This is a genomic window from bacterium 336/3 (genome assembly GCA_001281695.1).
GTDB lineage: Bacteria > Bacteroidota > Bacteroidia > Cytophagales > Thermonemataceae > Raineya.
The window spans coordinates 995,981-1,014,118 of sequence record LJIE01000001.1 but is presented as its reverse complement, the minus strand read 5'-3'; the positions used below and the strand labels follow the sequence as shown (position 1 = coordinate 1,014,118).

The 18,138-nt window shown below is 33.8% G+C and carries 15 protein-coding genes, 5 tRNA genes and 2 pseudogenes; 13 read left to right on the top strand and 9 right to left on the bottom strand.

Translation table 11 applies throughout. The annotated features are described in order from the left end of the window. The first annotated feature begins 119 nt into the window (after window positions 1-119). Together AD998_04865 and AD998_04860 are read left to right on the top strand one after the other, a co-directional pair. On the top strand, window positions 120-1,037 hold the full coding sequence (locus tag AD998_04865; protein ID KOY88058.1) for a succinylglutamate desuccinylase: 918 nt from the start codon (window positions 120-122) through the stop codon (window positions 1,035-1,037). Between the two features lie 22 nt (window positions 1,038-1,059). Beyond that, the gene (locus AD998_04860; GenBank protein KOY85571.1) at window positions 1,060-3,150 is read left to right on the top strand and encodes a hypothetical protein; all 2,091 of its coding nucleotides are present in this window, start codon (window positions 1,060-1,062) and stop codon (window positions 3,148-3,150) included. Here the strand turns inward: AD998_04860 and AD998_04855 are convergent. Continuing rightward, a pseudogene (locus AD998_04855) lies at window positions 3,122-3,637 on the bottom strand (hypothetical protein). The gene AD998_04860 and the pseudogene AD998_04855 overlap by 29 nt on opposite strands. 488 nt (window positions 3,638-4,125) lie before the next feature. Here AD998_04855 and AD998_04850 point away from each other — a divergent pair. The 5 genes from AD998_04850 to AD998_04830 all read left to right on the top strand — a co-directional run bounded on the left by AD998_04850 (window position 4,126) and on the right by AD998_04830 (window position 8,953). Beyond that, window positions 4,126-5,112 (top strand): nitrogen fixation protein NifR, encoded by a 987-nt coding sequence (locus tag AD998_04850; protein KOY85570.1) that lies wholly within the window; start codon window positions 4,126-4,128, stop codon window positions 5,110-5,112. 89 nt (window positions 5,113-5,201) lie between these two features. Then, window positions 5,202-5,732 (top strand): peptidase M23, encoded by a 531-nt coding sequence (locus AD998_04845; protein KOY85569.1) that lies wholly within the window; start codon window positions 5,202-5,204, stop codon window positions 5,730-5,732. A 113-nt stretch (window positions 5,733-5,845) separates the two neighbouring features. Further along, window positions 5,846-7,129: a hypothetical protein gene (locus AD998_04840; protein ID KOY85568.1), complete on the top strand. Its 1,284-nt coding sequence runs from the start codon at window positions 5,846-5,848 to the stop codon at window positions 7,127-7,129. A gap of 81 nt (window positions 7,130-7,210) precedes the next feature. After that, window positions 7,211-7,981 carry a hypothetical protein gene (locus AD998_04835; protein KOY85567.1) on the top strand — a complete coding sequence of 257 codons (771 nt, stop codon included), beginning with the start codon at window positions 7,211-7,213 and terminating at the stop codon, window positions 7,979-7,981. A gap of 9 nt (window positions 7,982-7,990) precedes the next feature. After that, entirely contained in the window at window positions 7,991-8,953 is a 963-nt protein-coding gene (locus AD998_04830; protein ID KOY85566.1) for a hypothetical protein, read from the top strand. A gap of 31 nt (window positions 8,954-8,984) precedes the next feature. On the opposite strand, the gene AD998_04825 is transcribed toward AD998_04830, so the two are convergent. The 8 genes and pseudogenes from AD998_04825 to AD998_04790 all read right to left on the bottom strand — a co-directional run bounded on the left by AD998_04825 (window position 8,985) and on the right by AD998_04790 (window position 13,024). Beyond that, window positions 8,985-10,349 (bottom strand): oxidoreductase, encoded by a 1,365-nt coding sequence (locus AD998_04825; GenBank protein ID KOY85565.1) that lies wholly within the window; start codon window positions 10,347-10,349, stop codon window positions 8,985-8,987. Between the two features lie 19 nt (window positions 10,350-10,368). Further along, a tRNA-Ser gene (locus tag AD998_04820) sits at window positions 10,369-10,441 on the bottom strand. A 3-nt stretch (window positions 10,442-10,444) separates the two neighbouring features. Next, window positions 10,445-10,517: transfer RNA gene (locus AD998_04815), tRNA-Val, on the bottom strand. A gap of 13 nt (window positions 10,518-10,530) precedes the next feature. Continuing rightward, window positions 10,531-10,601: transfer RNA gene (locus tag AD998_04810), tRNA-Gly, on the bottom strand. 1 nt (window position 10,602) lies between these two features. After that, a tRNA-Asp gene (locus AD998_04805) sits at window positions 10,603-10,678 on the bottom strand. An 81-nt stretch (window positions 10,679-10,759) separates the two neighbouring features. Next, window positions 10,760-10,837 (bottom strand) — tRNA-Asn (locus tag AD998_04800). Window positions 10,838-11,019: 182 nt separating this feature from the next. Next, a pseudogene (locus tag AD998_04795) lies at window positions 11,020-11,412 on the bottom strand (hypothetical protein). A 172-nt stretch (window positions 11,413-11,584) separates the two neighbouring features. Continuing rightward, window positions 11,585-13,024: a 2-hydroxymuconic semialdehyde dehydrogenase gene (locus tag AD998_04790; protein ID KOY85564.1), complete on the bottom strand. Its 1,440-nt coding sequence runs from the start codon at window positions 13,022-13,024 to the stop codon at window positions 11,585-11,587. Window positions 13,025-13,080: 56 nt separating this feature from the next. On the opposite strand from AD998_04790, the gene AD998_04785 reads away from it, so the two are divergent. The 6 genes from AD998_04785 to AD998_04760 are packed head-to-tail and all read left to right on the top strand — an operon-like array spanning window position 13,081 to window position 18,095. Beyond that, window positions 13,081-13,812 carry a hypothetical protein gene (locus tag AD998_04785; protein KOY85563.1) on the top strand — a complete coding sequence of 244 codons (732 nt, stop codon included), beginning with the start codon at window positions 13,081-13,083 and terminating at the stop codon, window positions 13,810-13,812. 6 nt (window positions 13,813-13,818) lie between these two features. Then, window positions 13,819-14,091: a phosphoribosylformylglycinamidine synthase gene (locus AD998_04780; protein KOY85562.1), complete on the top strand. Its 273-nt coding sequence runs from the start codon at window positions 13,819-13,821 to the stop codon at window positions 14,089-14,091. Then, window positions 14,069-14,671 (top strand): DNA mismatch repair protein MutT, encoded by a 603-nt coding sequence (locus AD998_04775; protein ID KOY85561.1) that lies wholly within the window; start codon window positions 14,069-14,071, stop codon window positions 14,669-14,671. Before AD998_04780 ends, AD998_04775 begins: the two co-directional genes overlap by 23 nt. A 10-nt stretch (window positions 14,672-14,681) precedes the next feature. Beyond that, window positions 14,682-15,632, top strand: a complete 951-nt coding sequence (locus AD998_04770; protein ID KOY85560.1) for a hypothetical protein — start codon at window positions 14,682-14,684, stop codon at window positions 15,630-15,632. A gap of 36 nt (window positions 15,633-15,668) precedes the next feature. Next, on the top strand, window positions 15,669-17,036 hold the full coding sequence (locus tag AD998_04765; GenBank protein KOY85559.1) for a hypothetical protein: 1,368 nt from the start codon (window positions 15,669-15,671) through the stop codon (window positions 17,034-17,036). A 54-nt stretch (window positions 17,037-17,090) separates the two neighbouring features. Continuing rightward, a complete protein-coding gene (locus tag AD998_04760; protein ID KOY85558.1) occupies window positions 17,091-18,095 on the top strand; it encodes a hypothetical protein in 1,005 nt (334 codons plus the stop codon). Window positions 18,096-18,138 lie beyond the last annotated feature (43 nt).

Genomic DNA, 18,138 nt, shown 5'->3' with positions numbered 1-18,138 from the left:
AAGCATAAAACGCTCAAATACTTGTTTTTCTATAAAATCTTAGTTAGGTTTGTTAAACTCCCTCTTTAAAAATCTAATGGAATATGATAAAGAAACCTACTTTCCAAGAAAAATTTGATTTGGTAGAAAAAGGACATTATCGTAGAATTGATATTCCCATTGCTCGTTTACCATCTCATACACTCATTGATATGCCAGTTTTTGTATATAAAGGTAAACAAGAAGGGCATTCTTTGTTGCTTACCGCAGGTATTCATGGAGATGAAATCAATGGAATAGTTACACTTAGAAGGTTGATTTCCGAAAAATACCTAATGCCTGATGTAGGCACAGTTATTGCTATACCTTTAGTAAATATCTATGGTTTTTTACAAAATACCAGAGATTTGCCAGATGGAAAAGATTTGAATAGAAGCTTCCCTGGTAGCCAAGGAGGGTCTATTGCAAGCCAGATAGCTTATATATTGACTAAAGAAATATTGCCCAATATTGATTTTGGCATTGATTTTCACACAGGTGGTAGTAAAATCAGCAACTATCCACAAGTTAGATGTGTATTGTCTGATGAAAAGAATGTAGAATTAGCAAATTATTTCGCTCCTCCATTTATTATGCAGTCAGATTTGATAGATAAATCATTTAGAAAAGAGGCTGCTAAAACACAAAAAAGCATTTTGGTGTATGAAGGTGGAGAATCTTTACGCCTTGATGAACTTTCCATTCAAGAAGGAGTAAGAGGCATTAAAAGAGTGATGCATCATTTAAACATGAAAATTAACCAAGAAATAGATTTATCAAGAAAATCTATCACTTTGAACAAAACATCTTGGATAAGAGCCAAAATTGGAGGTATCTTTGATTTTCATGTACTTACAGGCGATTATGTAAAAAAGAATCAAATTCTTGCTCATATCACAGATCCTTATGGTTCACAAAAGTACATAGTAAAAAGTCCTAAAAATGGTTATATTATTGGTATTAACAATATGCCTGTTATTAATTCGGGTGATGCCTTGTTGCATATTGGTTTGGAGTAGCAATTAAAAAACCTTTTTTATTTTGAAAGGAACAAAGTTTTTTTTACTTTTCATAAAATTAAATACTTCAAATCCTGCTATGCGTTTAGTTTTGACACTTATTGTATGTTTGTTGACTTTTAATGGCTCTTTTGCTCATCCACAAGACCCTGTGGACAGTTTGAAGATGCTTTTAAAAACACAACAGCCTGATACCATAAAAGTTAAAATTTTAAACCAATTAAGTTTTAGAATATCAGGAAATCAGTCTGATTTAGGCATACAATATGCCCAGGAAGCTCTTAACATTTCTTTAAAAATCAATTATTTAACTGGTATTTCAAAATCATATAACAGTCTTGGAATTTGTATGCGTGTCAAAGGTGATTATGTAAATTCTTTGGACTTTTTCTTCAAGGCTCTTCAAATAGATGAAAAATTAAATAATGATAAAGAAATGGCTAGAACACTTAGTGGGATTGGTGCTGTTTATGTAAAGCTTAAAAATTATGATAAAGGGATAGAGTTTTTTAAAAAATCACTTGAACTTCGTAAAAAAACAAAAGATTTGCTTGGTGTAGCTGTTTGTCATACCAATCTGGGAGATATTTATGAAAAAAAAGGAGATTATCAACAAGCTACCAAATATCATTATCAATCTTTAGAAATAGAAAAAAATATTAGCCCAATAGATATACACTATTCTCTTAATAGTTTAGGGAATATCCATTACAACACCAAAGATTTTATCAAAGCCATTCAATACTACCAAGAAGCGTTAGTCATCCGAAAAAGTCTTAAAAATAAATTCATCATTGCAGAAACTTCTATTGCTTTGGGTAGAGCCCTGACTCAAACAGAAAGACTAGATGAGGCTTATGGTTATTTGGATGAGGGTTTGGCTCTTGCAAAAAACAATCAAGTAAAAGAGCTAGAAGAAAAAGCTTATTTGTACTTTTCAGAATACTATGAAAAAAGAAAGGATAATGATAAAGCTTTATTGTTCTACAAAAAATATGTTCTTATCAACGATAGCTTGTACAATTCTGAAATAAATAAGCAAAGTTCTTTATTACAAAATAAATATCAAGAAGGGAAAATATTGGCACAAGGCAGAGAAAATGAGGTTCTTAAAAAAAATCAAGATGTTCAAGAAAATACTTATAAAAAGCAAAGAACTATTAGTTTATTAGCTATTTGTAGTGGTTTGATTAGCTTAGGTCTTGCTATTTTTTTGCTGATATCTTCAAATAGAAACCAAAAGATCAACCAATTACTAAAAACAAAAAATCAAGCTATCCAAGAACAGCACCACCAACTTACTCTACAAAATCATCAAATTACTGAAACCCAACAACAGTTGGAGGAAATGAATGAAGAACTACAAGTCTTCAATCATCAATTAGAAGAGATGGTTAATGAAAGAACAGATAAAATGAGGACAGCTACAGAAGCTTTACAAATTGCTAAAGACGAGCTTGATTTATTTATGTATCGTGTTTCTCACGATTTTAGAGGTCCACTTGCTACTTTAGTTGGTCTTGCTAATATTGGTAGAAATGATACACTGGACAATACAGCCCTTACTTTTTTTGATAAAACAGAAAGTACAGCAAAGAAAATGAGTAAGATGTTAGATAAACTACTCATGGTCAATCTGATTAGTCATAAAGAACTTCAAAAAAGTAAAATTAACTTTGATATTCTTGTTCATAACATCATTGATAAATTGAACCCTACTGCCAGCAATCTGCAAGTAGAAGTGAGTTTCTCTGATGGTACATTCATTTCCGATATAGAAATTGTAGAGATAGCTCTGATAAACCTATTGGAAAATGCTTTTCAATTTCAAAAAATGGCTTCAAAAGCTCATCAAGTGAAAGTAATTTTAGAAAAACAAGATGACTTTGTTAAAATCGCTGTTGAAGATAATGGTGTTGGTATCCCCAAAGAGTATCAACAAAGAATGTTTGAGATGTTTTTTAGAGCGTCTGAAAACTCACAAGGAAATGGTTTAGGGCTTTATATTGTAAAAAAAGCCGTTGATAAGCTCAACGGCGAAATAGTAGTAGAAAGTGAGGTTGACAACTTCTCTCGTTTTGTTATTATGCTTCCTGCAATGCCTCAGGCTTAAATTCTGTTTTTTTCTTAAAAAGAAATAATGCTCCTACCAACAAAATCGTTCCTATAATTACAGCCATGAAAGGTGCTCTTGTTGTTTCCATAACATCTTGATTTATTTGCTTGGTCTGATACAAATACAAAGCCAATACCTGAATACCATTATTTACAAAATGCCCTATTATTGAATACCAAATATTTCCTGACCATAAGTATAAGTATCCTAAAAGTGCTCCTAAAATCATTCGAGGCAAAAAACCTAAAAATTGAAAGTGAATTGCTGAAAATATAATAGCTGTTACCCATACAGCCACATGCCCATTTTTAAACCATTTCAAAAACTCGTTTTGTAATAAACCTCTGAATAAGTATTCTTCTACAAAAGCTGGAATGACAGCTATTACTACCAAAACTATCAACATATCTATACTACTATTCATCTGAGTAAGAATTTTTGTCAGTTCCATAGCTGTACTTTCCATGGCTCTAATATCCTTATCGAAACTACCAAAATGAATTTGATTATTCCAGTAGGCGATTTCAGAAATGATAGGTAATGCACATAGAAAAGCAATAGCAGCAAGTCCTAAACCTAAAGTTTGGATATTAGAGTTGGTATTAAGTTGTTTAAAATTAGTTTTAGCAACTAATTTCTGGTATAAAAAAGAGCCTCCTCCTAAACCCAACAATAATGAGAGTCCCTGAATAATCCAATAAATCTCCTTGATATGAGGTATTTCAACATTGGGATGCCTTAATATCTTTTCTATTTCAGGAATGTTTAGTTCATAGACAGCTGTCGCAACACCTAAACTTATAGCTTGAGCAACTACTAAACTACCAAATGCAATACAGGCTATGATAACAATATTGAATGCAGGATGTGTTTTGGTCATTTCAATAAAATTTCTTAATTTTGCGACAAAACTACTAAAAAATCAGTGGTTTAGCTAATTACTTTGAAACTTTTAATCAAGGAATCGTAGAAATGGTTAAGATTGGAAATATTGAATTGGGAGATTTTCCTTTGCTTTTAGCACCGATGGAGGATGTTTCAGACCCTCCTTTTAGAGCTGTATGCAAAGCCAATGGTGCTGATTTGATGTACACAGAATTTATCTCTTCAGAAGGACTCATTCGTGATGCAGCAAAAAGTAAACAAAAATTAGATATTTTTGAATACGAAAGACCCATTGGTATTCAGCTATTTGGTTCAGATATTCAAACGATGGCATCGTGTACTGAAATAGCTACTCTGGCAAATCCTGATTTGATTGATATTAATTATGGTTGCCCTGTGAAGCAAGTAGCCTGTAAAGGTGCAGGTGCAGCTTTATTACAAGATATTCCTAAAATGGTAAAAATGACAGAGGCTGTTGTAAAAGCAACTCATTTACCTGTGACTGTTAAAACTCGTTTGGGCTGGGATGATAGCACCAAAAATATTCTGGATGTAGCGGAACGTCTGCAAGATATTGGTATTAAAGCTCTTACAGTACACGGACGTACCCGTGTACAAATGTACAAAGGCTCTGCCGATTGGACACTCATTGCTAAAATCAAAGAAAACTCACGTATCCAAATTCCTATTTTCGGAAACGGAGATATTGATAGCCCTGAAAAAGCCTTTGAATACAAAAATAGATATGGTGTAGATGGTATCATGATTGGCAGAGCTTCTATTGGTTATCCTTGGATTTTTAGAGAAATTAAACATTACTTACAAACACAAACCTTGCTTGCTCCTCCTATCCTTGAAGAACGTTTGGAGGCTTGTAAACAACATCTTGATTTTTCGGTACGCTGGAAGAATGAGAAATTAGGAATCTTAGAAATGCGTAGGCACTACACCAATTATTTTAAAGGTTTTGAAAATTTCAAGTCTTTCAGAATGAGGCTTGTAGAAGCTCCTACACAAAATGAAGTTCATGCAATTTTAGACGAAATGTTGGAGTATTATTCTGCTTTGGTGTAAAAGTTTAGGTTTTTTATTTAAGAATAGAGAAAGGATAAAAGAGTCAAGACAACTCAAATTCTTTCTCTTTTTTCTATATTATTCTCCAAATGACTATATTCAAAAAACATAAAAAAACGCTATTCATAGGCTTTTTTTTATTTATTACCATTGGATTACTCTTACCCCAACGCTTTTCGATGCCTGTGGAGGGTGCTAATCATAAAAGCTACCATCCAAAGTCTTTTTGGTTTTATCCTTGGGGTAAATCTGGTACGCACAAAGGAGTAGATATTTTTGCAAAAGAAGGAACATCTATCAAAGCCTCTACAAGTGGACTAGTGATTTATACGGGAAATGTTGCTTTGGGAGGAAATGTTGTTCTTGTACTGGGTGCAAAATGGCGTATCCATTATTATGCTCATCTCAAAGAAATTAAGGCTTCTAATTTTTCTTGGGTAAATCGAAACGAAAAAATAGGCTCAGTAGGCACAACAGGCAATGCTCAAGGCAAATCTCCTCATTTACATTACTCTATCGCAACTCTTATTCCTTATGTTTGGCGAATAGATGGCTCTAAACAAGGCTGGAAAAAAATGTTTTATCTAAATCCTATTGATTATTTAAAATCTACACCTTAATTTTTCATTCAACAAAATATTGTTTGTCAAAAAAATATCTATAAATATTTTAAGATTAGAAAGTTTCCTTAAATTTGCGTTTCAATTTTCGTTTTAATATTTAATAAAATTCAATGGCATATTTATTTACTTCCGAGTCAGTATCTGAAGGACACCCTGACAAAGTAGCTGACCAAATTTCTGATGCAATCTTAGATGCAATGCTTTCTCAAGACCCTCACTCTCGTGTAGCTTGCGAAACACTTGTAACAACAGGTTTAGCTGTGATTGCTGGTGAGGTAACTACACAAGCTTATGTAGATGTACAAGATGTTGTACGTGAAACAATTGAGCGTATTGGTTATACAAAAGCAGAATACCAATTTGAAGCAAAATCTTGTGGTATTTTGGTTGCTTTACATGCTCAATCGCCTGATATTGCACAAGGTGTAGATGAAGGAAAAGGAGTAGATAAAGAACAAGGTGCTGGCGACCAAGGTATGATGTTTGGTTATGCAAGTAACGAAACTCCTGAATATATGCCTATGGCTCTTGCTTTCTCGCATCGTATTGTAAAAGAACTTGCTCGTATTCGTAAAGAAGAGCCTAAATTGATGCCTTATTTACGCCCTGACGCAAAATCTCAGGTAACTATTGAGTATGATGCAAAAGGAAAACCCAAAAGAGTTCATACAGTTGTAGTTTCTACACAACATGATGATTTTGATGCAGAAGTTAAAATGCTTAAAAAAATCAGTGATGATATCAAGAAGCATGTAATTGCTAAAGTTATTCCTGCTGAGTTATTAGATAAGAAAACTGTTTATCATATCAATCCTACTGGTAAATTTGTAATTGGTGGACCTCATGGAGATACAGGATTGACTGGTCGTAAGATTATCGTAGATACTTATGGTGGTAAAGGTGCTCATGGTGGTGGTGCTTTCTCTGGAAAAGATTCTTCTAAAGTAGATAGAAGTGCCGCTTATGCTGCTCGTCATATTGCTAAAAATATTGTAGCTGCAGGTTTGGCTGATGAGGCTTTGGTACAAGTAGCTTATGCAATTGGTGTTTCCAAGCCTGTTTCTTTAAACGTAAACACTTATGGAACAGCAAAAGTAAAACTTTCTGATGCTGAAATTGCAGAGAAAATCAATGAATTGTTTGATATGAGTCCTAAGGCAATTGTTGAGCGTTTAGGTTTGAAAAACCCTATCTTTGCTCCAACAGCAGCTTACGGACATGTAGGTAGAGATTCTTACAAAGCAAAAGTTGATGTTTCTTATGTAGAAGTAAAAGAAGACAAAAACGGAAAGCAAGAAATTCGTAAGAAAACCAAGAAAGAAGTTGAGTTCTTCACTTGGGAAAAAACCGAATACGTAGATAAAATCAAAAAAGCATTTGGTTTGAAAAAATAAAGTAAAGAGCCTCTTAAAAGAGGCTCTTTTTTTATGATGGATTGGTAATTATTTCAGTTTTTTTTGTACAAAATTAATGATATGAAAATTGGTATTTGTTTGTGTGGAGGCGGTGCAAGAGGCATTGCCCATATTGGCGTTTTACAAGCATTAGAAGAACACGGAATAGAAGTGGAAGTAATATCAGGGGCAAGTATGGGAGCTATTGTGGGTTGTTTGTATGCTTCTGGTAAAAAACCTCTTGAAATCTTAGAAATTGTTGAATCTGCTAAACTTTATAAACTTGTTTCTTGGCATGTACCTATCAATGGTCTCATTGAACTAGCATATCTGAAAAAACTGATTGCAAAGAATATCTCATCTGATAATTTTAGTGGTTTACAAAAGAAAATGTATGTTGCTATTTCTAATCTTCATACAGGACAATGCGAAATTATTGGTTCAGGAAGTTTGTTTGATACTGTAATTGCTTCTGCTTCTATTCCTTTGGTTTTCAAACCTGTTAAATTAGGAAACTATAGTTATGTTGATGGTGGTTTGCTTAATAATCTACCTGTTGAACCTCTCATTGAATCTTGCGATTTTACTATTGGAGTAAATGTAAATGCCAATGTGATTTCAGATAATGAAAAATGGAATTTGTGGGATATTGCTACTCGTAGCTTTGATTTGATTATGTGGAATAATGTTATTGAAAATCTTAAAAAATGCAATTTTATTATTGAAACGCCACAAACTATCAATCATCATGTATTTGATTTTGCAGAAGCCAAAAAAATTTACGAATATGGCTACAGAAATACTTTACTTCAAATTGAACGTCTAAAACAAAGTATTAAAAACAAAAAATAACACAATTCTATGCGTAAAATTTTATGGTTTATCTTTATTGTGGGAAGTTTAGGCTCTTGCAATAAAAAAGCATTGCAAATCCATGCCTCTACTGAAGGCTGTTCTGTTTCTAAAAGTGCTATGCTGTACGATTCTTTGGTAATGGTCAGTATTCAAAAAATGAATTATGACACCACCAATGCCTCTAGTTTACTAAAAAATCGCTTCTCAAATCGTTCTCTCAATATTGCTCAAGATATGGGGATTTATGGTTTGCTTTGCGAATATACAAAAGTAGAATCTACCAAAAATCAAGATAGCCGTTTCAACAGCCTTCGTATTGATTTACAGCAACGTATTTCTCTTGCTTATTCTGACATCAATAGCATTCAGGCTGAATTGGCTTGCGAAATTTCCAGAATGGAAGAGCTTCAGAAACATCTTTCTGGCTGGATTAATAAAAAAGTAAATCAAGCAACCATTTATTCCATTATTATTGGTGGAGCTTCTACGATTCTCGCAGGCGGGCTTGCCATAGATGGTGCATCTACCGAAAAAGAACAGGCTGTAGCTGTAGCTGGTGCAGTTGCTGCCAGTTATTTGGGTTTTAGGTCACTTGCTATCAAAAAAACTATTTTATATGAACACAAGAGAAATCATTTGGAAGATTTTTTACTCAAAAAAACCAAAAGCAATATTTTTTCGCCTTTCATTTGGAATTTTATGACCAAAGCTTTTATAAAAAATGCTTCCACTACCACAGGACAACAACAAATTTTAGCAGATTGGAAAAGATTAGAGTTTCCTGCTCCTGAATCAGATAAGAATTATCAAGCAAAAATAGATTTGTTTGCAGGTTTGGGTGGAAAATACCATCTTGATGACTTAGAAACTCGTATTGATATGTATAAAGTTATTCAAAAAGAGATTGATTTGATTAATTATGATCTTAAAAGGCTTCAACAAGAGATATTGATAGGTTATAAACCTTAAACAAAAAGACAGCTAAAAGCTGTCTTTTTGTTTACCATTCTACAATCTGATAATTTTTAAGCAGTTTACCATATAACTCTGTATCACCATCTCTGATATCAAGTATGGGTTTTACAATACGCATTGCCCCATCTACGGAATCTAAGGGTGGAATTTGAAGATTTTCAAACAAACGATTGCGTTTTTCTTCATTTGCTCCTGTTGAAATCCAGCCTACATCCACAGCATTCATATAAATATTATTCTTGATAAAATCGCTTGCAGAAGTTCGGGTAAGCATATTGAGAGCAGCTTTTGTCATGTTGGTATGTGGATGGAAAACCGTTTTATTGGCATAACTAAACTGTCCTTCTGAAGAGGTTACATTGATAATATGTTTCTCTTTATGAGCACTTTGCAACATCAAAGGCTTTAATTCGGAAATAAGAATGTAAGGCGAAATATGATTGATAAAATTCACTTCTAAAAGCTCTTCCAAACCAATTTCCTCAAGGGTAGAGTTCCAACTATTTTTTTCTCTGTAATCAATGGGTTGCCCAAAACGATTCACTTGGATATTTTCCAATTCTAAAAAATCAGGTAATTGTTCTTTACTCAATTCTGTATGGATAGGTGTCTGGTTGGGTAAAAGCTTAGGATTTTGTAGTAAAGAATATTGTTTTTGTTCGTGTTCAATAAGTGGCTGATAGTACTCAGAAGTATATCTAATTGTTTGAGCAGCATTATTGATTAAAATATCTAAAGATTTAAGATTCTTTTTACAATATTCTACAAACTGATATACACTTTTGACATTTCGCAAATCCAAACCATACATCATTAAATTATCCTTCCAATGCTCAAAATCAGGTTCTTTTGAGAATTGCTCCAATGCTATAGCTGGAAAACGAGTAGTAACCAATACATTTGCTTTGGCTCTCAAAAATTTAAGAGCTGTTGCATAACCGATTTTTACCCTTCCTCCTGTAAGGACAACCTGATAATTTTCAAAATCGGGTTCTAATTGCCTGCATTTGTAATTGGCTTCAGCACAGTCAGGGCATAATTTATGATAGAAAAAATGCAGTTTTGTGTATTCTACCCCACAAGCATAGCAACTTTTAGGGATATGAAGGTCTTGAAAATCCTGATTTTTAGGTGTGTACTCATGAGCATACAAAGTGCTATTGTCTTGTGCTTTTGAGATAATAACCGTTTGCTGAATTTTAGTAATATCTTCAAGCTTTTTTACTTCATATTCTTCTTTTCTAATTTCTTTTTTTGCTTTCTTATGAATAGCAGTAATGAGTGTTTTAAATCTCTGGTTATCAGGATTTTCAAAAGGATTTTCTTTGAGAGTTTCTAAAACTTTCAGACAGATTTCCCATTCTTGGAGTGTAAAAGGATATTCTTTCATAGCATTTTTATAAAAAAAATGGAAAAAGTGAGGAATCGAACCTCAATCTCAAGCTTAGCAAACTTGTGCTTTTCCTTTAAGCTACATCTTCCGTGAAGACAAGGCAGGATTTGAACCTACAACCCCCTACGTGTTGAGTAGGTGCTCTTCCAATTGAGCTACTTGCCTAGTTTTAAAACAATAGAGACACAAGGAATCGAACCTCAATTTTAAACGTGGCACGCTTATGTTTTTCCATTAAACTATATCTCTCTGGCGGACAAGATAGGACTCGAACCTATGACCTCTAGCGTGACAGGCGAGTGCTCTTCCATCTGAGCTACTTGTCCAAAATTATAAAATATCATAGAGATATAAGGAGTTGAACCTCAAGCTTCGCATGCTTGTGTTTTTCCGTTAAACTATATCTCTGGAAGACAAGGCAGGATTTGAACCTACGACCTCTTACCACAATTGGGTGAGTACTCTTCCAACTGAGCTACTTGCCTTATAACTGTGAATATACAATTATTTTTTAGAAATTTTATTCAGATTCTTTGCCAAAACATACCCAAACGTCTTTTTCCAAATTGAATGTATGAATTTGATAATCCTTTTGAAAATTTTGCATGATAATGGAAGCTTGAAAAGAAACATCATCTTCTTGGAAATTACCTACTAAAAAATCTGTTTTAAAGGTGTTACCTCCTTGAGCATAAATTTTATAAAGTACTTCTTTAGCACACCAGATTTTTGTAATCAGGTCTAAATTATTTTTTGAGAAATGTATTTCTGATTCAGAAAAAACCCGTGGAGCAACCTTCTCAAGCTTTTCTTGAGGGCGTTCTATATCAATGCCCACAGGTTTTGTTGGGTGTAAAACTACTCCTATCCAAGGCAGGCAATGACTGATAGATATTTCTGAAGAGTTTTCTATCAAAAAAGGCTTTCCTGTTTCATCTTTAGAAATACCTTTGTAAAATATGTCAAGTTTTTGGGTGATAGAAGCTAAAAGATTTCTTGCTCCTAAAAATTCTAATCGTTTTTTGGGGTGAACAAACTCTCCAAATTCAATTTTTTCAATATCCAATAAATTTTCATACAGTTCATCTTCAGTTTCTGTAACTTTCCAAATCGCTATTTCTAAATTATCTGGGTATTTCTGTTGGAGATACAAAGGCATGGATAATGATAAATTATAAATGGTAAATAAATAATTTTCCTATTTCTTATTTCTCTTGTCTAATGTCTTATATCTAATACTGAATACATACATTTTTTTCTTCTGTAAAGAATTGAAGAGCTTCAAAGCCCCCCTCTCGCCCTACACCTGAGTTTTTCATACCACCAAAGGGTGTACGTAAATCTCTTAATAACCAGCAATTTACCCACACTATTCCACTTTCTATTTTTCCAGCAACTCTATGAGCTTGTGATAAATTATTTGTCCAAAGGCTACAAGCTAATCCATATTCTACACTATTTGCATAGCGTAATACTTCCTCTTCTGTTTTAAAAGGGGTAATAGTTGCCACAGGTCCAAATATTTCTTCTTGATTGGTTCTGCAGTCATAAGCCAAACCTTCTATCAGAGTTGGTTCTACAAAATATCCATTTTTGCATCTTCCTTCTGGTTGTAATCTTTTACCACCTGTTAGAATTTTCCCACCTTCTTGTTGAGCTAATTCTATGTAAGACAACACTTTTTGCATGTGACCTTCTGAAACCAAAGCTCCCATAAAATTGGTGTCATCCTGAGGATCTCCAACTTTCAGTTTTTTTATTTTTTCTACCAAATCATTTCTAAAGCGTTCATAAATACTTTCTTCGACAAAAATTCGAGAACCACACAAACATATCTCTCCCTGATTTAAAAAAGATGCTCTTACAGTAGTTTCTAGAGCTTTTTTATAATCTGCTGAAGCAAAAACAATGGTAGGGTTCTTCCCTCCCAACTCCAAAGAGAGCTTTTTGAACATGGGTGCAGCAATGCCTGCAATATGAGCCCCTGTTTTTGTGCCACCTGTAAATGAAACAGCTTTAATTTTGGGATGAGAAACCATAGCTTCTCCTACTTCGTAGCCATAACCATGTAAAATATTAAGTACCCCAGCAGGCAAACCTGCTTTAAGACAAATTTCTGAAAACAAATAGGCTGTAAAAGGAGTCAATTCTGAAGGTTTAGCTATCACACAGTTTCCTGATGCTAAAGCTGGTGCAATTTTCCAAGTAAACAGATACAAAGGCAAATTCCAAGGTGAAATACAAGCAACCACTCCCAAAGGTTCTCTAAGTGTATAATTAATATTATCTGGATTTTGATAAGTATGGTTGGAGGCATGCAACGAAGCTGTTGCATAAAAACGAATATTCTGAGAAGCTCGCCAAATATCCATTTTTTTTGCAAGCCAAACAGGTTTTCCATTATCCTGACTTTCTGCATGTGCCAAACGGTCAGCATTTTGTTCTATAAGTTCAGCTATTTTGAGAAGAATATGACTTCTTTTTTCTGCTCCTAAGTTTTTCCAACTTTCAAAAGCATTTTTTCCAGCTTCGTAGGCTTTTTGTACATCTTCAGCTCCAGACCTTGCTATTTTTGAAAAAACCACACCTGTTGCAGGCTCAATATTATCTATATATGCTCCTGAAATAGCAGGCACTAATTCACCATTGATATAATTATGAATATATTGCATTTGTTTGTGTTTTACTTAAATTTAGCCAAATTTGTACAGCAATTTAGTAATTTCTTATGAAAAAACACATTCCAAATATCTTAACACTCTGCAATGCCTTATGTGGTTGTATTGGTATCAGTCTGATAGCTCAAGGAAATATAAATATGGCATGTTGGCTAGTTTTCATTGCTCTTATTTTCGATTATTTGGATGGCTTTGTAGCCCGTTTGCTTCACGTAAAATCGGAAATAGGGAAACAGTTAGATTCCCTTGCTGATGCTATTACTTTTGGAGTGTTGCCTGCTTTTATAGCCCAAAGTTTATGGTTGATTTCTTCTCCTGTAACAACATTTCATACTTATTTAAGCTATTTTCCTTTTCTTCTAGCTTTATTTTCTATTTTGCGTTTGGCTAAATTTAATATAGATACTCGTCAGACAGATTCTTTTATTGGTGTTCCTACTCCAGCCAATGCTATGCTTTGGGCATCTTTTCCTTTACTTTTAAGTAAGCATTCATACAGATATGATTTTGGTTTTGGTCCTTGGATTATCTTAGATTTATTGGCAAATAGATGGTTTTTGGGCAGTCTTATTCTTCTTATGTGTTATTTGTTAGTAGCAGAATTGCCTCTTTTTGCTCTTAAATTCAAAGATTTTTCGTGGAAGAACAACCAATTTAAGTATATTTTCTTAATTTTGAGTATTGCTTTGATAGCTATTTTTCAGTTTGGAGCTGTTCCTGCTATCATAGCCATGTATATTATTTCTTCTATTGTTTTGAATCTAAAATCTACTAAATCATAAAAAACAATGAAATTTGCTGCCGAAATAAATGTAATGCCTCTTAAAGAAATTCTTGACCCTCAAGGAAAAGCTGTTATGCTTGGTTTAGGGCATTTAGGTATTGAAAAAGTAAAAGATGTTCGTATTGGAAAGCATCTTACCATAGAATTGGAAGCAGAAACTGAAACAGAAGCCAAAGAAAAGGTAGAAGTTGCTTGCAAAAAACTTTTAGCTAATCCTATTATGGAAAGCTATACATACACTATTAGCCCCGTAAATGAAAAATTTGCTAAAAAGTAAATCTTTGCCCAAGCCAACTGAAAATCCTTGGGAAACTTTAGAATCCAAGCCTATTTATGAAAACCCTTGGATTCATGTACAAGAACATCAGGTGATTAATCCAAGTGGTGGCAGAGGTATTTATGGGACAGTATTTTTCAAGAATAAGGCTTTGGGTATTGTCCCTGTGGATGAACAGGGCTATACATGGCTTGTGGGGCAATACAGATATGCTTTAGAAGAGTATTGTTGGGAAATCCCAATGGGTGGAGGGAAAATTTTGGAAAACAATGTTTCAATAGAAGAACAGCTTTTACAAGCCGCCCAAAGAGAACTTTTAGAAGAAACAGGTCTGATTGCTGAAAAATGGACAAAAATAGCCAGAATTCATACATCAAACTCTGTAACCAATGAAGAGGGCTTTGTTTTCTTGGCAGAAGGCTTGACTCAAACTGATAGTTCGCCAGAAGAAACTGAAAAATTAGAGGTTATAAAAGTACATCTTTCTGATGCAGTAAAAATGGTCTTAAAAGATGAAATTACAGATGCTATCAGTATGGTAGGCATTCTAAAAGCTGCAAAAATTTTAAATATGGTGTAGCATTTCTTTTATGAAGAAGAAAATAGAAAAACATATTGTCTCAAGAAAATGGTATCAAAATTTTGAGGCTTGGCTACATCATTTTCATGTAGGCAGAAAGGTTAAAGTTTCTGCCCATTTTTTTCTTCAAATTTTCTTCAAGAATATCATCAACAATGCTCTGCACATTCGAGCAAGCTCTGTAGCATTTAGCCTTACTCTTTCTCTTTTTCCTTTTTTACTTTTTTTAATCACACTGATTCCTTACACTCCTTTGGAATATGGGCAAGTTATTTCTTTCATGAAAGATAATCTGCCAAAAGATATTTTTAGTGTGTTAGAAGATACTATCAATGATATTATGCTCAATAAACGAACGGACTTGCTTTCGCTCAGCTTTATTTTTGCATTGTATGCTGCCACCAATGGTATGGCTGCCCTCATTGCAGCCTTCAATAGTGTGTTTATGTATGCCAAAAAAAGAAGTTTTATTCAACAACGTTTGGTGGCATTGTGGCTTACACTCATTGTTTCTTTTATATTCTTATTTTCTGTTATAGCTCTTATTATCAGTCGTTTTGCTATTAATAAGCTTGCTAATTTAGGTTTTCTGAATGATGCTTGGCTTTTTATTGGTATTGTAGCTCTTAAATATCTCATTGTATTGACTGTATTTTTTATAGCCATTTCTATGATATATTATATAGCTCCTGCAAGCCATGAGCGATGGAACTTTTTTTCTTTGGGCTCAGTTTTTACTTCAATAGCTACCATCCTTGTAACAAATCTGTTTTCTTTTTACCTAGAAAATTTTGCGAGCTATAACAAACTCTATGGTTCCATTGGGACTTTTATAGCCTTGATGCTTTGGATTTACCTACTTGCCTTTTTACTCATCTTAGGCTTTGAAATGAATTCGAGTTGGATGGAAGCAAGGAAAACAGTACCTAAACAAGGAGCCAAAGTATTGGGAGAAGATTAGTTCTTAAGCTTATTTTCTTCTTAAAGTATCATAACTATGCCTAAAATTTATTCTTTATATCGCTTATATCGTTTTGAAATCAAAAGTACTATTTTATTTAGTATTCCGATTGTCATAGCTCAGTTGGGTGTAGTCTTGATGGGTGTGATTGATACCATCATGATTCGTCATTTGGGTGTTGTAGCAACAGCAGCAGCAGGAGCCACTAACGATACTTTTTTCCTTGTTACGATGCTCAGTATTGGTAGCATGAATATTATTGCTCCTCTTATTTCTCAAGCCTATCAGAAACACGATTTGGCAGAAGCTAAAAAAACGTGGTTGAGTGGTTTAATATTGGCTCTTGTTTTAGGGCTGATTACAATGAGCATTTTATGGTTTATTATTGGAAATTTCGATTTACTACGTCAAGAGCCTGCTGTTACTGTAGAAGCTAAAGCATTTTTGTGGCAACTTTTATGGTCTATCCTTCCTATGCTTGTATTTTTGGCATGCAAACAATTCACAGATGGGCTTTCTCTTACCAAAGTAGCCATGACACTCACTTGGGTGGGTTTGGGGCTGAATGTATGTTTAAACTGGATTTTAATTGATGGAAATTGGGGTTTTCCAAAAATGGGTGTAGCTGGTGCTGGGCTTGCTACTACGCTTGCTCGTATAGTGATGATGCTTTGTATCTTAGGATTTATTTTCACCAATAAACAAACCAAAGCCATTATTCATGCAAAAGTTGGGAAAATGGAATGGACTTCTATTTGGAGAATTTTCAAGATGGGTTTACCAGTAGGTATTACTTACTTTCTCGAAATTGCCGCTTTTTCAGTAGCAGGTTTACTCATTGGAAGTATAGACCATTATTCACAGGCTGCCCACAGAGTTGTAATATCTTTGGTATCAACTACTTACATGATTACATCAGGCATTAGTATTGCCAGTGCTATCAGAATAGGCAAAGCTTATGCAGGCTTACATCTCAGTAAAATCAAAAAAATAGGCAGTTCTGCTATCATTGTGGCAATAGGTATTATGAGCGTATTTTGTGTTATATTTCTTACAGTACCTGAAATACTGATTTTACCACTCATGGAAAACGACCCTAAAGCTGTATCTATTGCCATTATGTTACTTATAGTTGCAGGTTTTTTTCAAATTTCAGATGGGGTGCAGGCTGTTGGTTTAGGCATTTTACGAGGTATGGAAGATGTAAATATCCCTACTATCATTGCACTAATAGCCTATTGGGTTATTGCTCTTCCACTTTCTATTCTCTCTTATATGCAAGGTTGGGGTGCTATGGGCATTTGGATTGCTTTGTTACTTGGGTTAAGTACATCTGCCATATTACTTACAACACGATTTTTTAGATTGTTAAAGCATAAAAGAAAAGAGATTTTAGCTTTGTAGAATAAACAAGCTTTCTTAACGTTGAATAACTGTTATCATACAGTTCTCACGTCTATGAAAAAAGTCCAAATCATTTTTTTATTATTATTTAGTTTTCAATCTACTAGTTACAGTCAAAAATCAGAAAATTTAGACCCTAATTTAGTGAGTGTAAAAAAATGGTTTGCTGCTTGGGAGCTTGTCAGTAAGGATATTCTTAAAATTGAAACCCGCCAAAGTGTTGAGTTTGTCTTTTTTGATAAAGAATATGTGTATTCTACATCAAACAGTACTATTCCCAAAGGTGAGATAATAATAGGTCCTTCTTTTTTGAAGAAGAAATTAATCTGGAAAAAAGCCCTACATGAAGGAAAAATAACCCTCCCCGATAATCAAATTGTACCCATTGGCATGATGGCTTTTGCGTCCAGTTTTGGAGATAAAAATGCTTTTTTTATCATGCCATTGCCCAAATTTTGGCAAGCAATGGGAATAGAAAGTAAAGAATTAGGACTTGAAAATTTGATTACAGGCGTTTTTTTGCATGAATTTGCACATACCCAACAAATGCAAAATTTTGGCAAGCAGATTTCTTTTTATGAAAAACAATATAAGTTTGATGTGGATTTATCAGATGATATCATTCAGGACTACTTCAAAAAAGATTCTGTGTATGTAGCTGGTTTTAAGAAAGAAGTTGCATTCTTTTATGATGTAGCCACTTCAGGACAGAATATAAATAAAGCATTAGAAGAATTTAAGAATCGCCAAAGTCAATATTTTAAAGGAGATAGAGTACATTTAAAAGAGTTGGATAACTTTTTTCTCACAATGGAGGGTTTAGGACAATACTTGATGTATGTCTGGTTTACACATCCTAAAGGAGCTAATGTAGCAAAAGAAGTTGCATTGAAAGGAACAAGGCGTGGTGGTAAATATTGGTCACAGGAGGAAGGGCTTGCTTTATTTTTAGTTTTAGAACAATTTGCCAAACCTCATCAATGGGCTAAAAAAATGTTTGGAAGAGAAGTTATAACAGTTCTTGAGGTAATTGAGAAAGAGGTAAAAGAAAAGAGATAGCTTAAAAGCTATCTCTCTAATTTAGTTATTATTTATTTTTGCA